This is a genomic window from Caulobacter sp. AVps16 (assembly GCF_058681455.1).
The window spans coordinates 1,899,003-1,915,850 of the sequence record NZ_CM178739.1; the positions used below are offsets into that span (position 1 = coordinate 1,899,003).

Genomic DNA, 16,848 nt, shown 5'->3' on the forward strand with positions numbered 1-16,848 from the left:
GACCAAACAAAGTTATGCAGGCTCCCTGCCTCTGGGGAGAACCGGAGACACTGATCCGGCATCGTGGGAGGTTGACCTGTGAAGACCATAAACTGGCTGGGCTGGGTTGCGGCCCTTGTCGTCGGGCAAGTCATCGGCATTCTCTGGTATGGCATTCTCCTCAGTGCCGCCTGGATGAAGGCGATGGGGATGACGGAGGCGGACTTCGTCGGGACCGAATGGCGAATGGGCCTTGGGATCCTCAATATGGCGATCATCCTGATCGGTCTGGACTGGCTGATCCGTCGGCTGGAGGCACGCACCTGGCTAGGCGGTGCCAAGGTTGGTCTGGCCGCTTGCCTGTTCTTTGACCTGACGGTGGTCGCGCTGGACTATGTCTATGCAGCAGGAAATCTGTCTCTGTTTTGGATCGACGGGGGCTACCAGTTGCTGACCTACACCTTGGGCGGAGCCCTGCTCGGCGGATTGAAGCTGAAGCCGCGCGCCGGTTGAGAAGGCCGCGCTCAGGCGATAGCTACGGAATGCCATTTACGACCCCTTAGTGACGATACGGGACCATCGCATGTCAGGTCACCTCGGTTCCCTCAACTCGAGCCTGGCCATGGTAGAATGCAGCGCCGGTCAAAGTCGCTCAGCGCAGCAAACCACTAGACTGGGAGATCGTTCTGAACTTGCCGAAGGTCAGGGTTTCGACACCAAAGCCTAGGTAGCAGTTGCCAAGGGCATGGCAGCCCGACTAGAGAGAAGCCCGTGCGTGGGTGTATTCCGACAACAGTCGCGCGACAGCCTGAAAACACCAGTGTTTTCAAAGATGCCGGTTTAGCTCAGCTGGTAGAGCAGCGGTTTTGTAAACCGAAGGTCACGGGTTCGATTCCTGTAACCGGCACCAATTTTTTCAATAGATAAGACCGTAGCCTAAAGTTGGGTCATCCGATCGGCCCACACCTAGGTTACAGCACCGTGGGTTAAGAACGGCCAGCGGCCACGGCTCTCCTTCGTGAGAGGCTGGAAGACAATCGGATTGCTGAAGCGCCCCCGCTAGGGGCAACTGCATATCTCCGACCGACCCTGAGAGCGCGCGGGGTCTCAATGGACATCTCTCCCGCCAATGCTGGCGTCAGGTCGGCCCTCCCACTTGTTCGCCAGCCGGGCCGCGCAGGCCGTACACCGAGCACTTGATCGGCCGGCCGCCCTTGGGCGTAACCCCTTGGGCGGCCCGAACACTCGATGCCCCTCTAGTTTTGCGCGGATCGTTGAGAGCCCCCTGCAAGCCGATAGAGGGCCGGCAGGACCAGCAGCGTCAGCAGGGTCGAGGAGATGATCCCGCCGATCACCACGGTCGCCAGCGGCCGTTGAACTTCAGCGCCGGCACCGACATTGAACGCCATCGGCACAAAGCCCAGGCTGGCGACCAGGGCCGTCATCAGCACCGGCCGCAGCCGGCTCAGAGCGCCCTCAGAGATTGCCTCCTCGATGGACCGGCCCTCCGCTAGCAGGCTGCGGATGAAGCTGACCATGACCACGCCGTTGAGCACCGCCACACCCGACAACGCGATGAAGCCGATGCCCGCCGAGATTGACAGCGGCAATCCACGAAGAAGCAGCGCCGCGACGCCGCCGGTGAGGGCCAGGGGCACACCGGAGAATACGATGGCGGCGTCCTTCACCGATCTGAACAGAGCGAACAGCAGGCCGAAGATCAGCAGTAGCGCGGCCGGTACGACCAGCTGAAGCCGTTTGGCGGCTGAGATCAGCTGTTCGAACGTGCCGCCGTAGCTGACCCAGTAGCCGGTGGGGATTTCCACCTCGGTGCCAACCTTCTGCTGGACCTCGGTGATGAACGAGCCGAGGTCGCGACCGCGCACATTGGCGGTAATGACAACCCGGCGTTTGCCATCCTCGCGGCTGATCTGGTTTGGGCCGATGACCGTCTCGACCTTGGCCACGTCCTGGAGCGGTACGAAGCCACGCGACCCGTCAGAGGCCTGCGGCAGCGGGACGCGAAGCCGGCCAACACCATCGACATCGCGGCGGATCGCCTCCGGGAGTCGAACGACAACGTCGAAACGACGGTCGCCTTCGAAGACCTGGCCCACCACCGCGCCGCCGATCGAGGTGGCGACGACCTCCTGCAAGTCCTGCACGTTCAGACCCAGTCGGGCCAGGGCGGCGCGATCTGGAGTGATCTGCAAGACCGGCAGACCGGTCACCTGTTCGACACCGACGTCCTGAGCGCCCTCGATGCCCTCGACCACGCTGCCAACGCTTTCGCCGATTTCGAGTAGCTGGTCGAGGTCGTCGCCGAAGACCTTTACGGCCACGTCGGCGCGTACGCCCGACAGCAGTTCATTGAACCGCATCTGGATCGGCTGGGTGAACTCGTAGTTGTTGCCCGGGATGGTGGCCACGGCCGCCTGGAGTTCGGCCACCAGTTGGGCACGTGGCTTACGCGGATCGGGCCAGTCCTTGCGGTCCTTCAGCATGATGAAGGTGTCGGCAACGCTGGGCGGCATGGGATCGGTGGCGACCTCAGCGGTACCTATCTTGGCCACCACGCGCTCGACCTCCGGCATCTGCTTGATCCGCGCCTCCAGGGCCGTTTGCATGCGGATGGCTTGGGTGAGGCTGGTGCCGGGGATGCGCAGGGCGTGCATGGCGATATCCCCCTCGTCGAGATTGGGCACGAACTCCGAGCCCATCCGGCTGGCGGCGAAGCCTGCGAGCAGCACCAGAGCGACCGCACCGGCCACAATGGCAATGCGCAGGCGCAGCGCCAGAGCCAAGGCTGGTTCATAGAGTCGGCGCGCGCTTCGCATGACGCGGCTTTCCTTCTCCTCAACCCTGCCGTTGACGAAGGTCGCCACGGCGGCGGGAACGAAGGTCAGGGACAGAACCAGGGCGGCCGTAAGGGCGATGACCACGGTGATGGCCATCGGGTGGAACATCTTCCCCTCGACCCCGGTCAGGGCGAAGATCGGCACATAGACGAGCGTGATGATCAGCACGCCAAACAGCGACGGCTTGATCACTTCGCCGGTCGCGGAGGCGGTCAGGGCGAAGCGCTCCTCCTTGCTAAGCAGGCGGCCCAGACGATGCTGGGCCTCGCCGAACCGGCGAAGGCAATTTTCGACGATGATCACCGCGCCATCAACAATCAGGCCAAAGTCCAGAGCCCCCAGACTCATCAGATTGCCCGACACACGGCTCTGCACCATGCCGGTTATGGTCATCAGCATGGAGAAGGGAATGATCGCTGCCGTGATCAGCGCCGCGCGGATGTTGCCGAGCAGCAAAAACAGCACGACGATCACCAGCAGAGCGCCCTCGGCCAGGTTTTTTTCGACCGTGCGAATGGCGCGATCGACCAGTTCGGTGCGGTCATAGACCGGTCTGGCCATGACGCCGGCCGGCAAAGACTTGGCGGCCTGCTCCAGACGCAGCGCCGCAGCGCGGGCGACGGTGCGGCTGTTTTCGCCAACCAGCATGAAGACCGTGCCCAGCACCACTTCCTGGCCGTTCTCGGTCGCGGCCCCGGTGCGAAGCTCCTCGCCCAGACCGACATCGGCCACGTCACCGATGCGGATCGGCGCGCCGCCGCGATTGACGATGATCGTGCCGCGCAGGTCCTCAACACCGCTGGCCTGGCCGGGAACGCGAACCAGATACTGCTCGCCGTAGCGCTCGATATAGCCGGCCCCGACATTGCTGTTGTTGGTGGACAGGGCGTCAGTGACATCGGCCATGGTCAGGCCATAGGCCGACAAGCGTTCAGGCAGAGGCGTGACATGGTACTGCCGCTCGAAACCACCGATGGTGTTGACCTCGGTGACGCCGGGTGTGTTTCGCAGCTGTGGCCGGATCACCCAGTCCTGCAGGGTGCGCAGGTCTTCAGGCGTATAGGCCTTACCGTCGGGACGACGCGCACCGGGCTTAGCCTCGACCGTGTACATGAAGATTTCGCCCAGGCCCGTCGCGATCGGGCCAAGCTCGGGCGTCAGGCTAGTCGGCAATTGTGCACGTGCAGCCTGCAGCCGCTCATTGACCAGTTGCCGCGCAAAATAGATGTCCGTCCCGTCCTTGAAGACAACGGTGACCTGGCTGAGGCCATAGCGCGACACCGAGCGGGTGTATTCCAGACCTGGAAGGCCGGCGATGGCTGTCTCGATCGGGAAGGTGATGCGTTGTTCAGCTTCCAGGGGCGAGAAGCCGGGTGCCTCGGTGTTGATCTGCACCTGGACATTGGTGATGTCGGGGGTGGCGTCGATCGGCAGGCGCTGGAAGCTCCAGACTCCGACAATCGACGAGACGATGACGAGCGCCAGGACGATCCATCGAAGCCGGATTGACAGCGCGATGATGCGGTCAAGCATGGTTGCGCGCTCCTAGTGGTCGTGGCTCGCGCCGGACTTTTCGATGTCCGCGCGGATCAGGAAGGCACCATCGGCGACATATTCGGTTCCAGGCTCAAGTCCGCCCAGGACTTCTGTCCATTCCGGCGTCTGGCGGCCCAGTTCCAGCATCCGCACCTCGTAGGTGTCTCCCACCTTGGCGAAGACGACCGTGAAGTCTCGGAAGCGCTGGAGGGACTTGGTGCGAACCGCCAGCGGAACCCGGCTGGACGCGACCTGGAATGAGCCTTCGACGCCCATGCCCGGCCGGAACGCGGCTGAGCCCTCCGGCAGATGGACGTGCGCCAGAAGGGTCTGGCTGGCCAGGTCCGCTGTCGGCAGCACGGCTTCGACCCGCGCCATCAGCTTGGTGTCGCCCGCCAGGCTGCGAACCTGCACGGGCTGTCCGACACGCACCTTCTCGGCATCGCGCGGATAGACGAAGAACTCGGCGTGCAGCTTGGTCGGATCGGCGATCACAAAGATCGCCCTCTCGCCGGCCACATCGCCGACATTGAGGTTCTTCTCAACGATGACTCCGCTGATCGGCGCGAAGATCGAATAGGTCTGCAGACTCTCGCTAGACTCTACGCGCGCCAGCAACTGCCCCTTGCGGACCTGGCTTCCAAGCTCGCCGCGCAGGGCCATCACCCGGCCCGGATACCAGGCACGGACCTCGCTTTTTCCCTCGGGCGTGATCTCAACGCGCCCCGCCATGTCGACCAGTTCGGCGACATCGGCCGCCCCGGCGATCTCAGTCTTCACGCCCCCGGCCTTGGCAGCCTGGGCGCTGATTGTGGTTCGGCCTTCGTAGGACGCATAGGTCCACTGATGGCTTTGACCGCCTTGGCTGGCGCGCACCTTCACGTCGAAAGAGTGGGGCTCATGCACCACGCCCGCCCCGCGCAGATAGTCATCCTGTGGCGTGAAGTGGAACCTATCAACCTTGCCGCCCAGGCGGGTCAGTTCGACCGACAGCTCTACCTGACGCGGGTCGACCGGCTTGTCCTTGCGATAGGCATAGACATGGAATTCCGGGTCGACCCCGTCTTCGAAAATGGTCATCTCGATGGCCAGATCGCCGGCGCGCAGCATTCGGCCACGATGCGGGCCACGTTCGAAGTCGCCGGCCTTGGCGGCGTGCCCTTCGGCCTCGGCGGAGGGCTTGGCACCATCGCCACACGCGGAGAGCAACAAGCTACCGGCCATCAGCAGGGCAAGGCGCACTGACGCGCGCCGGGTGTAAACACGGTTCATCGGACAGTCTCCGAAGCGGGAATAAGGGCCGCGTGGCGGCCGGTCAGGCGGGCCAGCAGGGCGCGGTCGGTGTGGAAGGCCTTGAGGGCGTCGAGCCGTCGGCTTCTGGCGTCGATCAGGACCTGCTGGGCCTCGATGACGTCGAGATAGCTGAAGCCGCCCCGGTTGAACCCTTCGCGAACCAGAGCAATGGTGCGTTCGGCGGCAGGCAGTACTTCCGCCTCGATGCGACGGGCTTCACTGGCCCGTGCGGTCAGGTCGGCCTGAAGCCTGGCAATCTGCCGCTCGCGCAGGACCTTGCCGGTCAGCAGATCTGTGTCGGCCGCCGTGCGTTCGGCCTGGGCGCGCTCGATGGCTCCGCGATTGGTGTCGTAGCGCGCGAGAGGGATCGACCCACCGACCACGACGGCCACGTCGCGGCCTTCATTCAGATAGCGCAGACCTGCGCGCCAGGTCGGGTCCTGAACGGCCTTGGTTTCTTCCACGCGAACCCGCGCCGTCGCGGTCTGTCGCTCGGCGTCGAGCAGAGCCAGGTCCACGGGGGAAGCCTCGCCAGCGATCTCCCGGGCGGCCGAGGTGTCTTCTAACGCGGCGGCGTCGATCTCGAAATCCACGCCGTCGTTCCAATAGCCGGCCAAGGTCCGCCGGGCGGTGTCGGCAGCCAGCTGAGCTTGCGACAAGGCGATCCTCGCCTCGGCAACCTGAGCTTCGGCACGGGCACCGGCAAACAGCGGGTCACGGGCCATTTTCACCCGGCGATCAACTTCAGCCTGGGCGCGCTCGGCGATGTCCAGGCGCGTTCGCGCCAGGCGAGCCTGGGCCTCAGCCGCCAGGGCTTCGACCCAAGCCAGTTCGACCTCCTTGAAGAGGTCCAGCACCTTGGTCTGATGGCGCAGGCGGACCAGGTCGATCTCGGTTCGCGCCAGGGCAGTCCGGGCCTCTCGCTTGCCGCCGCGTTCCAGGGTCTGCTGGTAGTAGAAAGTGGCCTGGGCGCGATCGACGAGGGAATAGGGGCCGGTTCCGGTCAGGTCTTCGAGCTCGACGCCGAGGACTGGATTGGCGCGAACGTCGGCTTGCCGCGCCCCGGCGTCTGCGGCCTTGATACGGGCCTCTGCGGCGGCCCGAGTGGGATCAGCCTGAGCGGCTCTGGCGAGCGCCTGGTTCAGCGCCAGGGATTGGGCTTGCGCCGTGAAGGGCAGCGCGACGGCGATCGCCGACGCGAGCAGCCATGATCGCGCGAGGCGACCGTGGATAGGACGGGACATGGATTTCTCTCGAACGGATGCTGGCGCGGCCGTAGGCCGCGTCGGTCAGGCGACGTGTTCGAGGCGGGTCTTGGGAGGGCGCTTCTGCGGCGACGGATCAGCACTGGCGAGCGATGTTTCCCGGCTGGACCAGGGAATGACCGAGGCAATCCAGGGGCTTGCAGCAGACATCACGGTCACGAGGCCTAGAAGCGAAGGGCCATCGTGATGGTGGTGAGCGCCTTGCGAGGGGGAAGGATCACGATCGTCCTCAACGACGAGCGAAGCCATATCGGTCGTTTCGCCATCGTGATGATCCTGGACCAAATGACGGTCATGATCGCGTTCGTGATCTACCAAATCGGCGGCAAGCGGACCGGCGAAGGCGTTAGCTGCATGGGCCTTACCGTTCGCGTGCAAGGCCCGATCCACCATGGCGACGGGTGCCTGAACCACGAGCATAGCGATCAGCATCACGGCCAGAGCCGTCACGCCTTTCGCAAGCCGTTTGTTCAGATGTTGGAGCAAAAATCCCTCGATGGACTCGTGTGAAGCGACATAGTCGTCGCAAGCTCTGCTTAGATCAATGCGTCAACGTCACCGCAGGATCGCGCTCCCAGCCTGCCCGGCCAGGAACAGTGCTCACCGCAAACCCATGTCGCGCAGCTGCTGGTGCGTTAGAATGCTCCTGCAGAGTCCTTCCAATCCCGTCGCAGCCATCCGTCGAACCATCCCCATGCCCGAGCGGAGGCGATTGCAAAACTCGGACTGGCACAGAAATAGACCTGCCCCGGGTCGTTTGTGGTCAAGTCAATCGACCCATATTGGGGGTGGGGCGGCCCTTCCAACTGCAACGGATTGGGCATTGCTGACTTCTGACGCGCCGCCTCAGCCGGCCAAAATCTCAGCTACGGGACTTGCAGCTGCGCGTCCGTTCCATCGCCTATCAACAGACGACCGCCCAAAGCGAGGGAACGGTCCGCGATCCGGTCCAGTATGGCCAGCGCCTGCGACCCCGAGGCCAATGACGGCATACCCCGCGTCGCCAAGTCGTCCGGCCCTGCCCTGCCGATCTCATTGAGGCGGATCGGGACCAGCCTGACAGACCGGCAACGTCGCGCCCTGAACCTGCATTCGACAAGCACGCCTTCCCAGGCCTCGGGCGGATAGGCACCGGGCGGTTTCTCGGTCTGGAAGATGAAGTTGCCAAGGCCGTAAATCACAGGCGCGCCGCGATAGACCTCCATCCCTTGGAGCAAGGGCGCGCCGTGACCGACAAACACACTGGCTCCGGCATCGACACAGCGCCGGGCGAAGACCCTTTGCCAGTCGGGAACCCTCGCCATGTCCGGCTCCCAGTCGTGATTGTGCTGGTAGGCGATGACAACGTCGGCTCGGCGCGCCGCGTCAGACAGGGCGTCGAGCACCCGGGTCGCATCGGCCGCTGCAACCTGTCCGCCGGCGTCGCGGCGCACCTCATTGACGCCGGGGCGCGTAGGCGTCGCTGCGCCGCCCTCCCGCACCTTGCCGGTGGCGCAGGCGACCAGCGCCACAGTGCCGTGCGGGGTCTGGTGATAGGCCGGCGCAGTGGCCCGGGCCAGATCCTCTCCTGTCCCGGCCGAAGGCAGGCCTGCAGCCTGCAGCGCTGCTAGGGTGTCGAGGATCCCGCCCGTGCCGAGGTCGAAGGCGTGATTATTGGCGGTGGCGGCCAGGGTGACGTTCATCGCCTTGAGCGTCTCGATCACCTCAGGACCGGCGGCGTGCAGCGTCAGAAGCTCCCGTGTCGGTGCGCCGGCTCGCGGCCCCCGGATCACCGTTTCCAGATTGGTGAAGCCGGCGTCGGCGCTCGCCAGCCGCGCAGCCAGGTCCAGACGTCCGGGCCAGGAGCCGGCAGAGACGTCATGTTCGATCAGCGCCTGACCCAACAGGGTCACCTTCAGGCTCGATGCGGCGGCCATGCCGGGCGAGACCGACCCTACCAGCGCAGACGCGGTCGCCGTCGCCAAGAAATCTCTGCGATGCATGCTCGGGGCTCCGGGATCTTAAAGACCATAAGAGACCGGCTGAAAGGCGACTAGGTCATGCCTTTGACGAATGGCCCGATGCCCTGCCGCTATGCGGTTGTAAGGCGACGAGCCGCCTGCAAGGCTCATTCGAACGGGGGACTTTCGACCATGACGACTGAAGATCCGCGCGAGCCGGCTGCTGGCCGGGGGCCGCGCCTGCTTGATCGCATTGAAAAGATCGGCGACGCCCTTCCCGATCCGGTCCTGATCTTCGTCTTCTGCATCGCCATCCTGATGGTCGTTTCGGTAATCGCCAGCGCAGCGGGATGGAGCGCGGTCAATCCGGTCACCGGCGCGCATCTGAAGACCCAGAGCTTGCTGTCAGAAGCCAATCTGGCCAAACTTTTTGTCGACATGCCCGACACCCTCACCGGCTTCCCGCCCTTGGGTCTGGTGCTGGTCGTCATGCTGGGCGCAGCGGTCGCCGAGCGCACCGGCCTGTTCGGTGCCCTGCTGGGTGACGCGGTCCGCAAGCTGCCGCGCAAGGTCCTGACCCCGGCGATCTTCGTGATCGGCCTGATGTCGCATCACGCCTCAGACGCCGCCTATGTCGTGCTGATACCCCTGTCCGCCCTGATCTATGCCGAGAGCGGACGTCATCCCCTGGCCGGGATCGCCATCGCCTATGCCGGCATCTCCGGGGCCTTCGCCGGCAACATCCTGCCGGGACAGTTCGACGTGCTGATCCTCGGGATCACCGAACCGGCCGCCAGGCTGATCGACCCGAACTTCGTGATGAACCCGCTGGGCAACTGGTGGTTCACCCTATCGATCGGGATCCTGTTTACGCCCATCGCCTGGTTCGTCACCGACAGGATCGTCGAGCCGCGCCTGGGACCCTGGCGTCCCGACGAGGCGGCCATGGCGCAGGCCGGAGTCAGCCTGGACGCTCTGGGAGAGTCTCAGCGTCGCGGCCTCCGTCGTGCTGGCATTGCGGCCCTGGTGATCATCGCCCTTTTTGCGGCACTGACCCTGTGGCCGGGTTTCACACCCCTGTTTGACGAAGAGGCCGTCGGCCCGCGAAGGATGACGCCCTTCTACCAGTCCCTGATCGCAGCGTTCATGTTGTTGTTCCTGGCCAGCGGCTGGGCCTATGGCTCTGCGACCGGTGCGATCCGCTCCCACCGCGACGTGGTGTCGATGATGGGTCAGGGCATGAAGGACATGGCCCCCTATCTGGTCCTGGCCTTCTTCGCCGCCCACTTCGTGGCAATGTTCGGCTGGTCAAAGCTAGGGCCGGTGCTGGCGGTCAAGGGCGCAGAGGTGCTGCAGGGGGTCGGACTGCCCAAACCGGCGCTGCTGGTCTCCTTGTTGGCCATGTCCTCGGGGCTGGATCTGGTGATCGGCTCGGCCTCGGCCAAATGGAGCGCCATGGCACCGGTGGTCGTACCGATGATGATGCTGTTGGGGATCTCGCCGGAGATGACCACCGCCGCCTATCGGATGGGCGACTCGATCTTCAACATCGTCACGCCCTTGGCTTCCAACTTCCCGCTGGTTCTGATCTTGTGCCAGCGATGGCGACCAAACTTCGGTGTCGGCTCGATGATCGCGCTGATGTTGCCCTACTGCCTGGGCTTCATGGCCGGGGGCGTTTTGCTGGTGCTGGTCTTCGTCGGGTTCAAGCTGCCGGTCGGGCCTGGGGCTTCCGGAGTCTATACCCTGCCGCCCGCCGCCAGCGCACCGATTACGCCCTAGCTCGGCGACGAAATCCTGCAGACCGGCCAACCGCGCCTTTCAAAAGGGCGCGGTTGGCCCCGTTCATGACCGTCGTCGCAAAACAGAGTCATACGGCCCGCGCATGGCCTGATCAGAAACCGCAATGGCGTTGCGCAGCCGAAGACGCGCCTCCTACGCTTCGAAAGTCGGCAGGGGGTCTAGCGCGGTCGGCGCAGGACGATGTCGGCGACAAAGGGGAATTGATCCATGCAGGCCTTGAACGTGCGCGCGCTCTGCGCCGGAACTGCTTATGCGGCATTGCTGACCTGCGCGGCGACGCCGGTCTTCGCCCAGACCGCACAACCGGCGGCGGATACAACCGTCGAGGAGATCGTCGTGACCGGCTCGCGCATCCAGCGCAAGGACGCTGACGGCGTGGGGGTCGTCACCACCCTGACTGAGGCCGACATCAAAAACTCCGGCGCTGGTTCGGTCGGCGAGCTGCTGCAAAAGCTGCCGTCGGCGGGCGTCAGCCTCAGCAGCAACGGCACCCAGGGCACCTCCTACGGCGCCAGCTCGATCAATCTGCGCTATCTCGGCGGTGCCGAAGGCAGTGGCAATCGCGTGCTGGTTCTGGTCGATGGCCACCGCTGGGTCGACGGCGTCGGTCAGCGCGGTTTCCGGGACTTTGTCGACCTGAACACCATGCCACTGGGCATGATCGAAGGCCTTGAGGTGCTGAAGGACGGCGCTTCGGCCATCTATGGTTCCGATGCCATCGCCGGCGTCGTCAACATCAAGACGGCCCGCGACTTCGACGGCGTCAAGGCCCAGGCAAAGTACGGCGTCAGCTCGGAAGGCGACGGCCAGCAGTATTCGGGCATCGTCAATTTCGGCAAGCGCTTCGAAAGCAGCGCCCTGCTGGTCTCGCTGAGCTATGTGAAGGATAAGCCGATCCTGACCTCGGATCGCGACCTGACCCGGGTCACCCTGGTTCCAGCCACGGCTGTCGGCACCAGCCCCAATGGCCTGTTCATCCTGCCTGGCCTGTCGAACAACGCCTATTTCGGTACGGCGACAGGCTTTGCCGCCTCGACCGCCCCCATTGCCTTCAACGCCGGTGCCACGATCGCCGCAGGCAGCCAGGCCGACAACGCCTTCCACACTGCCGCCTTGCCCGGCGACTACTTCAACACCCAGGCCCAGGGCATCTATTCGGCTGGTCCCAGCGAGCGCTATGGCGTCTATACGCGCTACACCGCCGACCTGACCGACAAGGTCCGCCTGAAGGTCGAGGGTCTCTATAACCAGCGCAAGTCCGACCAGCTGTTCTCACCTGTCCAACTGGATATCGGCGGCACCTCCGGTACTATCCGCGGGTTCGCCATCCCCAACAGCCAGGCCTTCAATCCATTCGGCACGGCCAATGGCGTGCCCACGGCCAATGCGCTCGGTTTCGCAGCCAACCAGGCCTGGCGCATCCGCAAGGTGATGACCGAGGTCGGCAATCGCGACAACGTGCAGGACGTCAAGACCATGCGTGTCGCCGGGGGCCTGGATGGCACGGTCAGCCTGCTGGGTCGCGATTGGACCTGGGACGTCTACGCCCTCTATTCGAAGAACAAGATCAATTCGCGGGCGCTGAACGCGATCAATTACGACAAGCTGGCGCTGGGCCTCGGCACCGCCTGCGCCTCAACGGCCGGCTGCGTTCCGGTCAACCTGTTCGCGCCGATGACGGCCGCACAGGCCGACTACATCCGCTACACGGTGGTCGAATCCAACAGCACCTCGATCTTCGATGTCACGGCCAACATCACCGGCGAGCTGTTCCAGCTGCCGGCCGGCCCGCTGGCCATCGCCGCCGGTGTCGAGCACCGCACCAACAAGGCCGTCGACAATCCCGACGCCTTCGTCAACACCGCGCCGACCAATATTCCGACCCCAGCTTCGGGCTCGACCTTCGCCAGCAACACCAGCACCACGGGCCAGACCCGCACCCCCACGCGCGGCGAGTACAGCCTGAACGAAGCCTATGTCGAAGCCGCCATTCCGCTGCTGAAGGACCTGCCGCTGGCCAAGAGTCTCGATGTCAGCCTGGCCCTCCGCTATTCCGACTATGACACCGTCGGTGGTGACAGCACCGGCAAGATCGGCGTCGGCTGGCGTCCGATCGAAGACATCCTGGTGCGCGGCACCTATTCACAGGGCTTCCGCGCCCCCTCGATCCTCGAGCTCTATCAGGGCGGTCGCCAGACCAGCTTCCAGGGCGTCGATCCCTGTAATGGCGGTGCAGCTGCCAATGCCAGCCGCCCTGGCTGCGTGGGCGTGCCCACCGGCTACAATCAGGCCAACTACAATCTGAATGGCCTGATTGCCGGCACGATCGCGGGCAATACCAAGTTGAAGGCCGAGACCGCTGACACCTACAGCTTCGGCCTCGCCGTCAAGCCGCGCTTCGCCCCCGGCCTCAGCGCCACGGTCGACTGGTACCAGATCAAGGTGAAGGACGCGATTGCCTCGCAGTCGGCGACCCAGATCCTCAACCTATGCGCCCAGCAAGGCGGCGTGTTCTGCGACCTGGTGACCCGCGACGCCTCCACCGGCGCCATCACCAACCTTCTGCAAGGCGCTCAGAACCTGGCCGAGATCGAGACCTCGGGCATCGACACCACGATCCGCTACGAGGTCAGTACGGATGTCGGTCGCTTCGCCGCCGTGCTGGACACCTCGTATCTGGACACCTTCAAGACCACGAGCCCCAACCCGACGGGCGGCGCGCCGATCGTCGACGAACGGGCCGGCAAGGGCGACCAGCCCCGGTCGACCTATCCGCACTGGAAGGGTCAGGCCTCTCTGACCTGGAGCCTGGGATCGTGGAACGCCCTGTGGCGCGGCCGCTATATCGGCGACACCACCGACGTCGCCAACACCGTCAAAGGGGCCAAGACCGACTCCATCTTCTACAACGACCTGGAAGCCGGCTACGTCTTCAACACCTTTGAAACGGCAGTCAGCATCGGGGTCAGCAACGTCTTCGACGAAGCGCCACCCGCGTCCTACGCCAATGCTCCGATCAACTACGACATCTACACCTACGACGCCCGCGGCCGGTACATGTACGCCCGCGTTTCGGCCAAGTTCTAGGACCGCGTGGAGGGAGGCGCTCGCCGTCTCTCTCCCGTCGCAACCTCTTGAAAAACCGTCGCGTTACCCCCTTTCCAGAGACGCCGGCCATGAGCGACGGTTCCCAGCAGCGGTCTTGCGCGACGTTCAGCCTGCCTGACGATGTGCATGTGACGCGTGACGTCATGGTCACCATGCGTGACGGCGTACGGCTGGCCACGGACATCTATCGTCCGGCCCTGGACGGCGAGCCCCTACAGACGCCCTTGCCGGTGCTGCTGGAACGCACGCCCTATGACAAGCTGGGCGTCAATCACGGCGACCGAACCCGGCAAGACTCTCACCCGCGTTCCAAGCCCGAACTGGCGGTTCAGTTCGTGCGCGGCGGCTATGTGGTGGCCCTGCAGGATTGTCGTGGCCGATACGCCTCTGAAGGCGTGTTCGAAAAGTACCTGGCCGAGGGCGAGGATGGTTTCGACACCCTCGAATGGCTGGCCCAGCAGCCGTGGTGCGATGGCAAGGTGGGAACGCTCGGCCTCTCCTACGGCGCCCACACCCAAAGCGCCCTCGCCTGCCTGAACCCTCCAGCGCTGGCGGCGATGTTCCTGGATTCCGGCGGCTTTTCCAGCGCCTACCATTCGGGCATCCGCCAGGGCGGGGCGTTTGAGCTGAAACAGGCAACCTGGGCCTACAAGCACGCCCTGCTAAGCCCTGCCACGGAGAGCGATCCCGTTCGGCGTCAGGCGCTGATCTCCCAGGACCTGAAGGCCTGGTTCGCGCACATGCCCTGGAGCGAGGGCGCTTCGCCTCTGAGTGCGGCGCCCGAATACGAAAAATACCTGCTGGATCAGTGGCGAAACGGCCTGTTTGGCCCCTACTGGACCCAGACCGGCCTCTATGCGCGCGGTGCCTATGACGACTATGCCGATGTGCCGATGGTGCATATGAGCAGCTGGTTCGACCCTTACGCCCTGACCGCAACCGAGAACTATCTGGGGCTTTCGGCGCGCAAGTCCTCGCCGGTCAAGCTGGTGATGGGCCCATGGACTCATGGCCAGCGCTCGGTCAGCCATGCCGGCGATGTGGACTTCGGCGCGGATGCGCCGCTGGACGGCGCCCTGGCCCCGGACTATGTGGCGCTGCGGCTGGCCTGGTTCGACGCCTGGCTGAAGGCCGCGCCGGGACCTGACCCGCTGCCCCCGGTCAAACTCTTCGTCATGGGCGGCGGCTCGGGCCGCAAGACCCCGGAGGGGCGGCTGGATCACGGCGGACGATGGCGCGACGAGGCGGCCTGGCCGCCGGCCTCATCGGTCGTCATGGACTATTTCCTGCAGGCCGACGGCGGTCTTTCGACCACGCCGCCACAGGTCGCCGAAGCCTTCCGCGCCTATGTGCACGATCCGCGCAAACCCGTCCCTACAATAGGCGGTGCCTTGGCCTCGGGCGCGCCCGTCATGGAGGCGGGCGCATTCGACCAGCGCGAGGACGAGCGGTTCTTCGGCTGTCGCGCCCCCTTTCGCGCCCTGGCCGACCGCGACGACGTGTTGGTCTTCCAGACTTCGCCTCTGGCTGACGATGTCGAGGTTATCGGTCCGATCCAGGCCGAGCTGTTCATTGCCTCCGACTGCGTAGACACCGACTTCACAATCAAGCTGATCGATCTTCATCCGCCGTCGGAAGACTTTCCCGATGGATTCGCCATGAACCTGAGCCACGGCATCCTGCGGGCGCGCTACCGGCTGAGCTACAGCCACGAAAGCCGCCTGGCCCCGGGCGGGATCTACCGGATCGAGATCGAGGCCTTTCCGACCGCCAATCTGTTCCTGAAGGGCCATCGCATCAGACTGGACATTGCCTCCAGCAACTTCCCTCATTTCGACGTCAATCCAAACTCCGGCGAACCTGAAGGCTATGGGCGGACTCCCCGCGTGGCGACAAATCGGGTCTATGTCGATGCGACGCGGCCTTCGCGCCTGCTGCTGCCGGTCACGGCGCGGTAGAAACGCCGGGCCTGAAAGCGGAGCGATCGATTGAAACTGAACCTGCGCAGCCTGGAAGCCTTCCGCGAAACCATGCTGAGCGGCTCGGCAACGGCTGCTGCGGGGCGAATGGGGCTGACCCAGCCCGCCGTCAGCCGCCTGATCGCCCAACTTGAGCAGGACGCCGGCTTCGAGCTGTTCTATCGCGAAAAGGGCCGCCTCAGCCCTACCCCCGAAGCCCTGATGATCTATGAGGAGGTCGACCTGGCCTTCGGCGGTCTGGAGCGCATCGACGCCCTGGTCCGCGACATCGCCACCTTCAATGCCGGCCTCTTGAAGATCGTCGCTCCGCCCAGCCTGTCTGAAGGCGTGCTGTCGACCATTCTGACCCGGTTCCTCGACCGCTTTCCCAAGGTACGGGTCAGCATCGACTCGCGCAGCACCGAGACGGCGCGAAACATGGTCGCCAACCGCACGGCCGATTGCGGCTTCGTCAAGTTGCCGATGGATCGCTCGGACCTTTCAACCTTCACCCTTTCGGCCAGCGAGACCGTCTGCGTGCTGCCCGGCGCTCACCCTCTGGCGAAGCATGAGTTTCTCACGCCGGAATTGCTGCGGGCCGAACCCCTGGTCCTGCTGGGCTTTGGTACCTGGTCGCGCCGCCAGATCGACGACGCCTTCCGCGACCGCGGCGTGCGGCCCGACGTCAAACTGGAGACCCATACGGTGGGCTCCGCCTGCGCCTTCGCCGCTGAGGGTATAGGCATCGCCATCGTCAACGCCCTGATGGCCAAGAACTTCGTGCGGGGCGACACGGTGATCCGCACCTTCCGGCCGCAGATCCTGCACGAGTATGCCTTCATGACCTCGGCCCTGGCCCCAATGAACCGCCTGGCCGCCGCCCTGCTTGAAGAAGCGCGTGGCTATTTCGACGCCCTGGACAAGCCAACGACAGCGGCATAGGTGCCCCTCACAGCCGGCAAGCCTGACGCTAGGGGTTGTATCTCGAAGCGCGCAATCAAAGATGGATCAACTTCGAAAGAAGCAGACCTTCTGGCCGGAGCACCTGACCTTTAGATCCTGGCCAGCTCCAGCGTTCCGGCCCAAACCTGAGCGCTAGCATAGGCGT

Annotated in this window: 10 protein-coding genes and 1 tRNA gene; 7 read left to right on the forward strand and 4 right to left on the reverse strand. The window is 64.6% G+C overall.

The annotated features are described in order from the left end of the window. The first annotated feature begins 78 nt into the window (after window positions 1-78). Window positions 79-492: a DUF1761 domain-containing protein gene (locus tag ACW17U_RS09200; RefSeq protein WP_492055636.1), complete on the forward strand. Its 414-nt coding sequence runs from the start codon at window positions 79-81 to the stop codon at window positions 490-492. A gap of 321 nt (window positions 493-813) precedes the next feature. Beyond that, window positions 814-889, forward strand: a tRNA-Thr gene (locus tag ACW17U_RS09205). 346 nt (window positions 890-1,235) lie between these two features. Here the strand turns inward: ACW17U_RS09205 and ACW17U_RS09210 are convergent. The 3 genes from ACW17U_RS09210 to ACW17U_RS09220 are packed head-to-tail and all read right to left on the reverse strand — an operon-like array spanning window position 1,236 to window position 6,910. Beyond that, the gene (locus tag ACW17U_RS09210; RefSeq protein WP_492055637.1) at window positions 1,236-4,370 is read right to left on the reverse strand and encodes an efflux RND transporter permease subunit; all 3,135 of its coding nucleotides are present in this window, start codon (window positions 4,368-4,370) and stop codon (window positions 1,236-1,238) included. A gap of 12 nt (window positions 4,371-4,382) precedes the next feature. After that, window positions 4,383-5,645, reverse strand: a complete 1,263-nt coding sequence (locus ACW17U_RS09215; protein WP_492055638.1) for an efflux RND transporter periplasmic adaptor subunit — start codon at window positions 5,643-5,645, stop codon at window positions 4,383-4,385. After that, entirely contained in the window at window positions 5,642-6,910 is a 1,269-nt protein-coding gene (locus ACW17U_RS09220) for a TolC family protein (RefSeq protein WP_492055639.1), read from the reverse strand. The genes ACW17U_RS09215 and ACW17U_RS09220 overlap by 4 nt, the downstream gene beginning before the upstream one ends. Before the next feature lie 207 nt (window positions 6,911-7,117). Here ACW17U_RS09220 and ACW17U_RS09225 point away from each other — a divergent pair, with 207 nt between their 5' ends. Next, a complete protein-coding gene (locus tag ACW17U_RS09225) occupies window positions 7,118-7,441 on the forward strand; it encodes a hypothetical protein (RefSeq protein ID WP_062145966.1) in 324 nt (107 codons plus the stop codon). A 356-nt stretch (window positions 7,442-7,797) separates the two neighbouring features. On the opposite strand, the gene ACW17U_RS09230 is transcribed toward ACW17U_RS09225, so the two are convergent. Continuing rightward, window positions 7,798-8,913, reverse strand: a complete 1,116-nt coding sequence (locus ACW17U_RS09230) for a CapA family protein (RefSeq protein WP_492055640.1) — start codon at window positions 8,911-8,913, stop codon at window positions 7,798-7,800. Window positions 8,914-9,063: 150 nt separating this feature from the next. Here ACW17U_RS09230 and ACW17U_RS09235 point away from each other — a divergent pair, with 150 nt between their 5' ends. From ACW17U_RS09235 to ACW17U_RS09250, 4 genes are all read left to right on the forward strand, one after another. Continuing rightward, the gene (locus ACW17U_RS09235; protein ID WP_492055641.1) at window positions 9,064-10,653 is read left to right on the forward strand and encodes an AbgT family transporter; all 1,590 of its coding nucleotides are present in this window, start codon (window positions 9,064-9,066) and stop codon (window positions 10,651-10,653) included. Between the two features lie 228 nt (window positions 10,654-10,881). Continuing rightward, the gene (locus ACW17U_RS09240) at window positions 10,882-13,761 is read left to right on the forward strand and encodes a TonB-dependent receptor (RefSeq protein ID WP_492055642.1); all 2,880 of its coding nucleotides are present in this window, start codon (window positions 10,882-10,884) and stop codon (window positions 13,759-13,761) included. A gap of 89 nt (window positions 13,762-13,850) precedes the next feature. Beyond that, the gene (locus ACW17U_RS09245) at window positions 13,851-15,740 is read left to right on the forward strand and encodes a CocE/NonD family hydrolase (RefSeq protein ID WP_492055643.1); all 1,890 of its coding nucleotides are present in this window, start codon (window positions 13,851-13,853) and stop codon (window positions 15,738-15,740) included. A 30-nt stretch (window positions 15,741-15,770) separates the two neighbouring features. Next, complete coding sequence (locus ACW17U_RS09250) at window positions 15,771-16,682, forward strand: LysR family transcriptional regulator (RefSeq protein ID WP_492055644.1); 912 nt, start codon at window positions 15,771-15,773, stop codon at window positions 16,680-16,682. The last annotated feature ends 166 nt before the right edge of the window (window positions 16,683-16,848 follow it).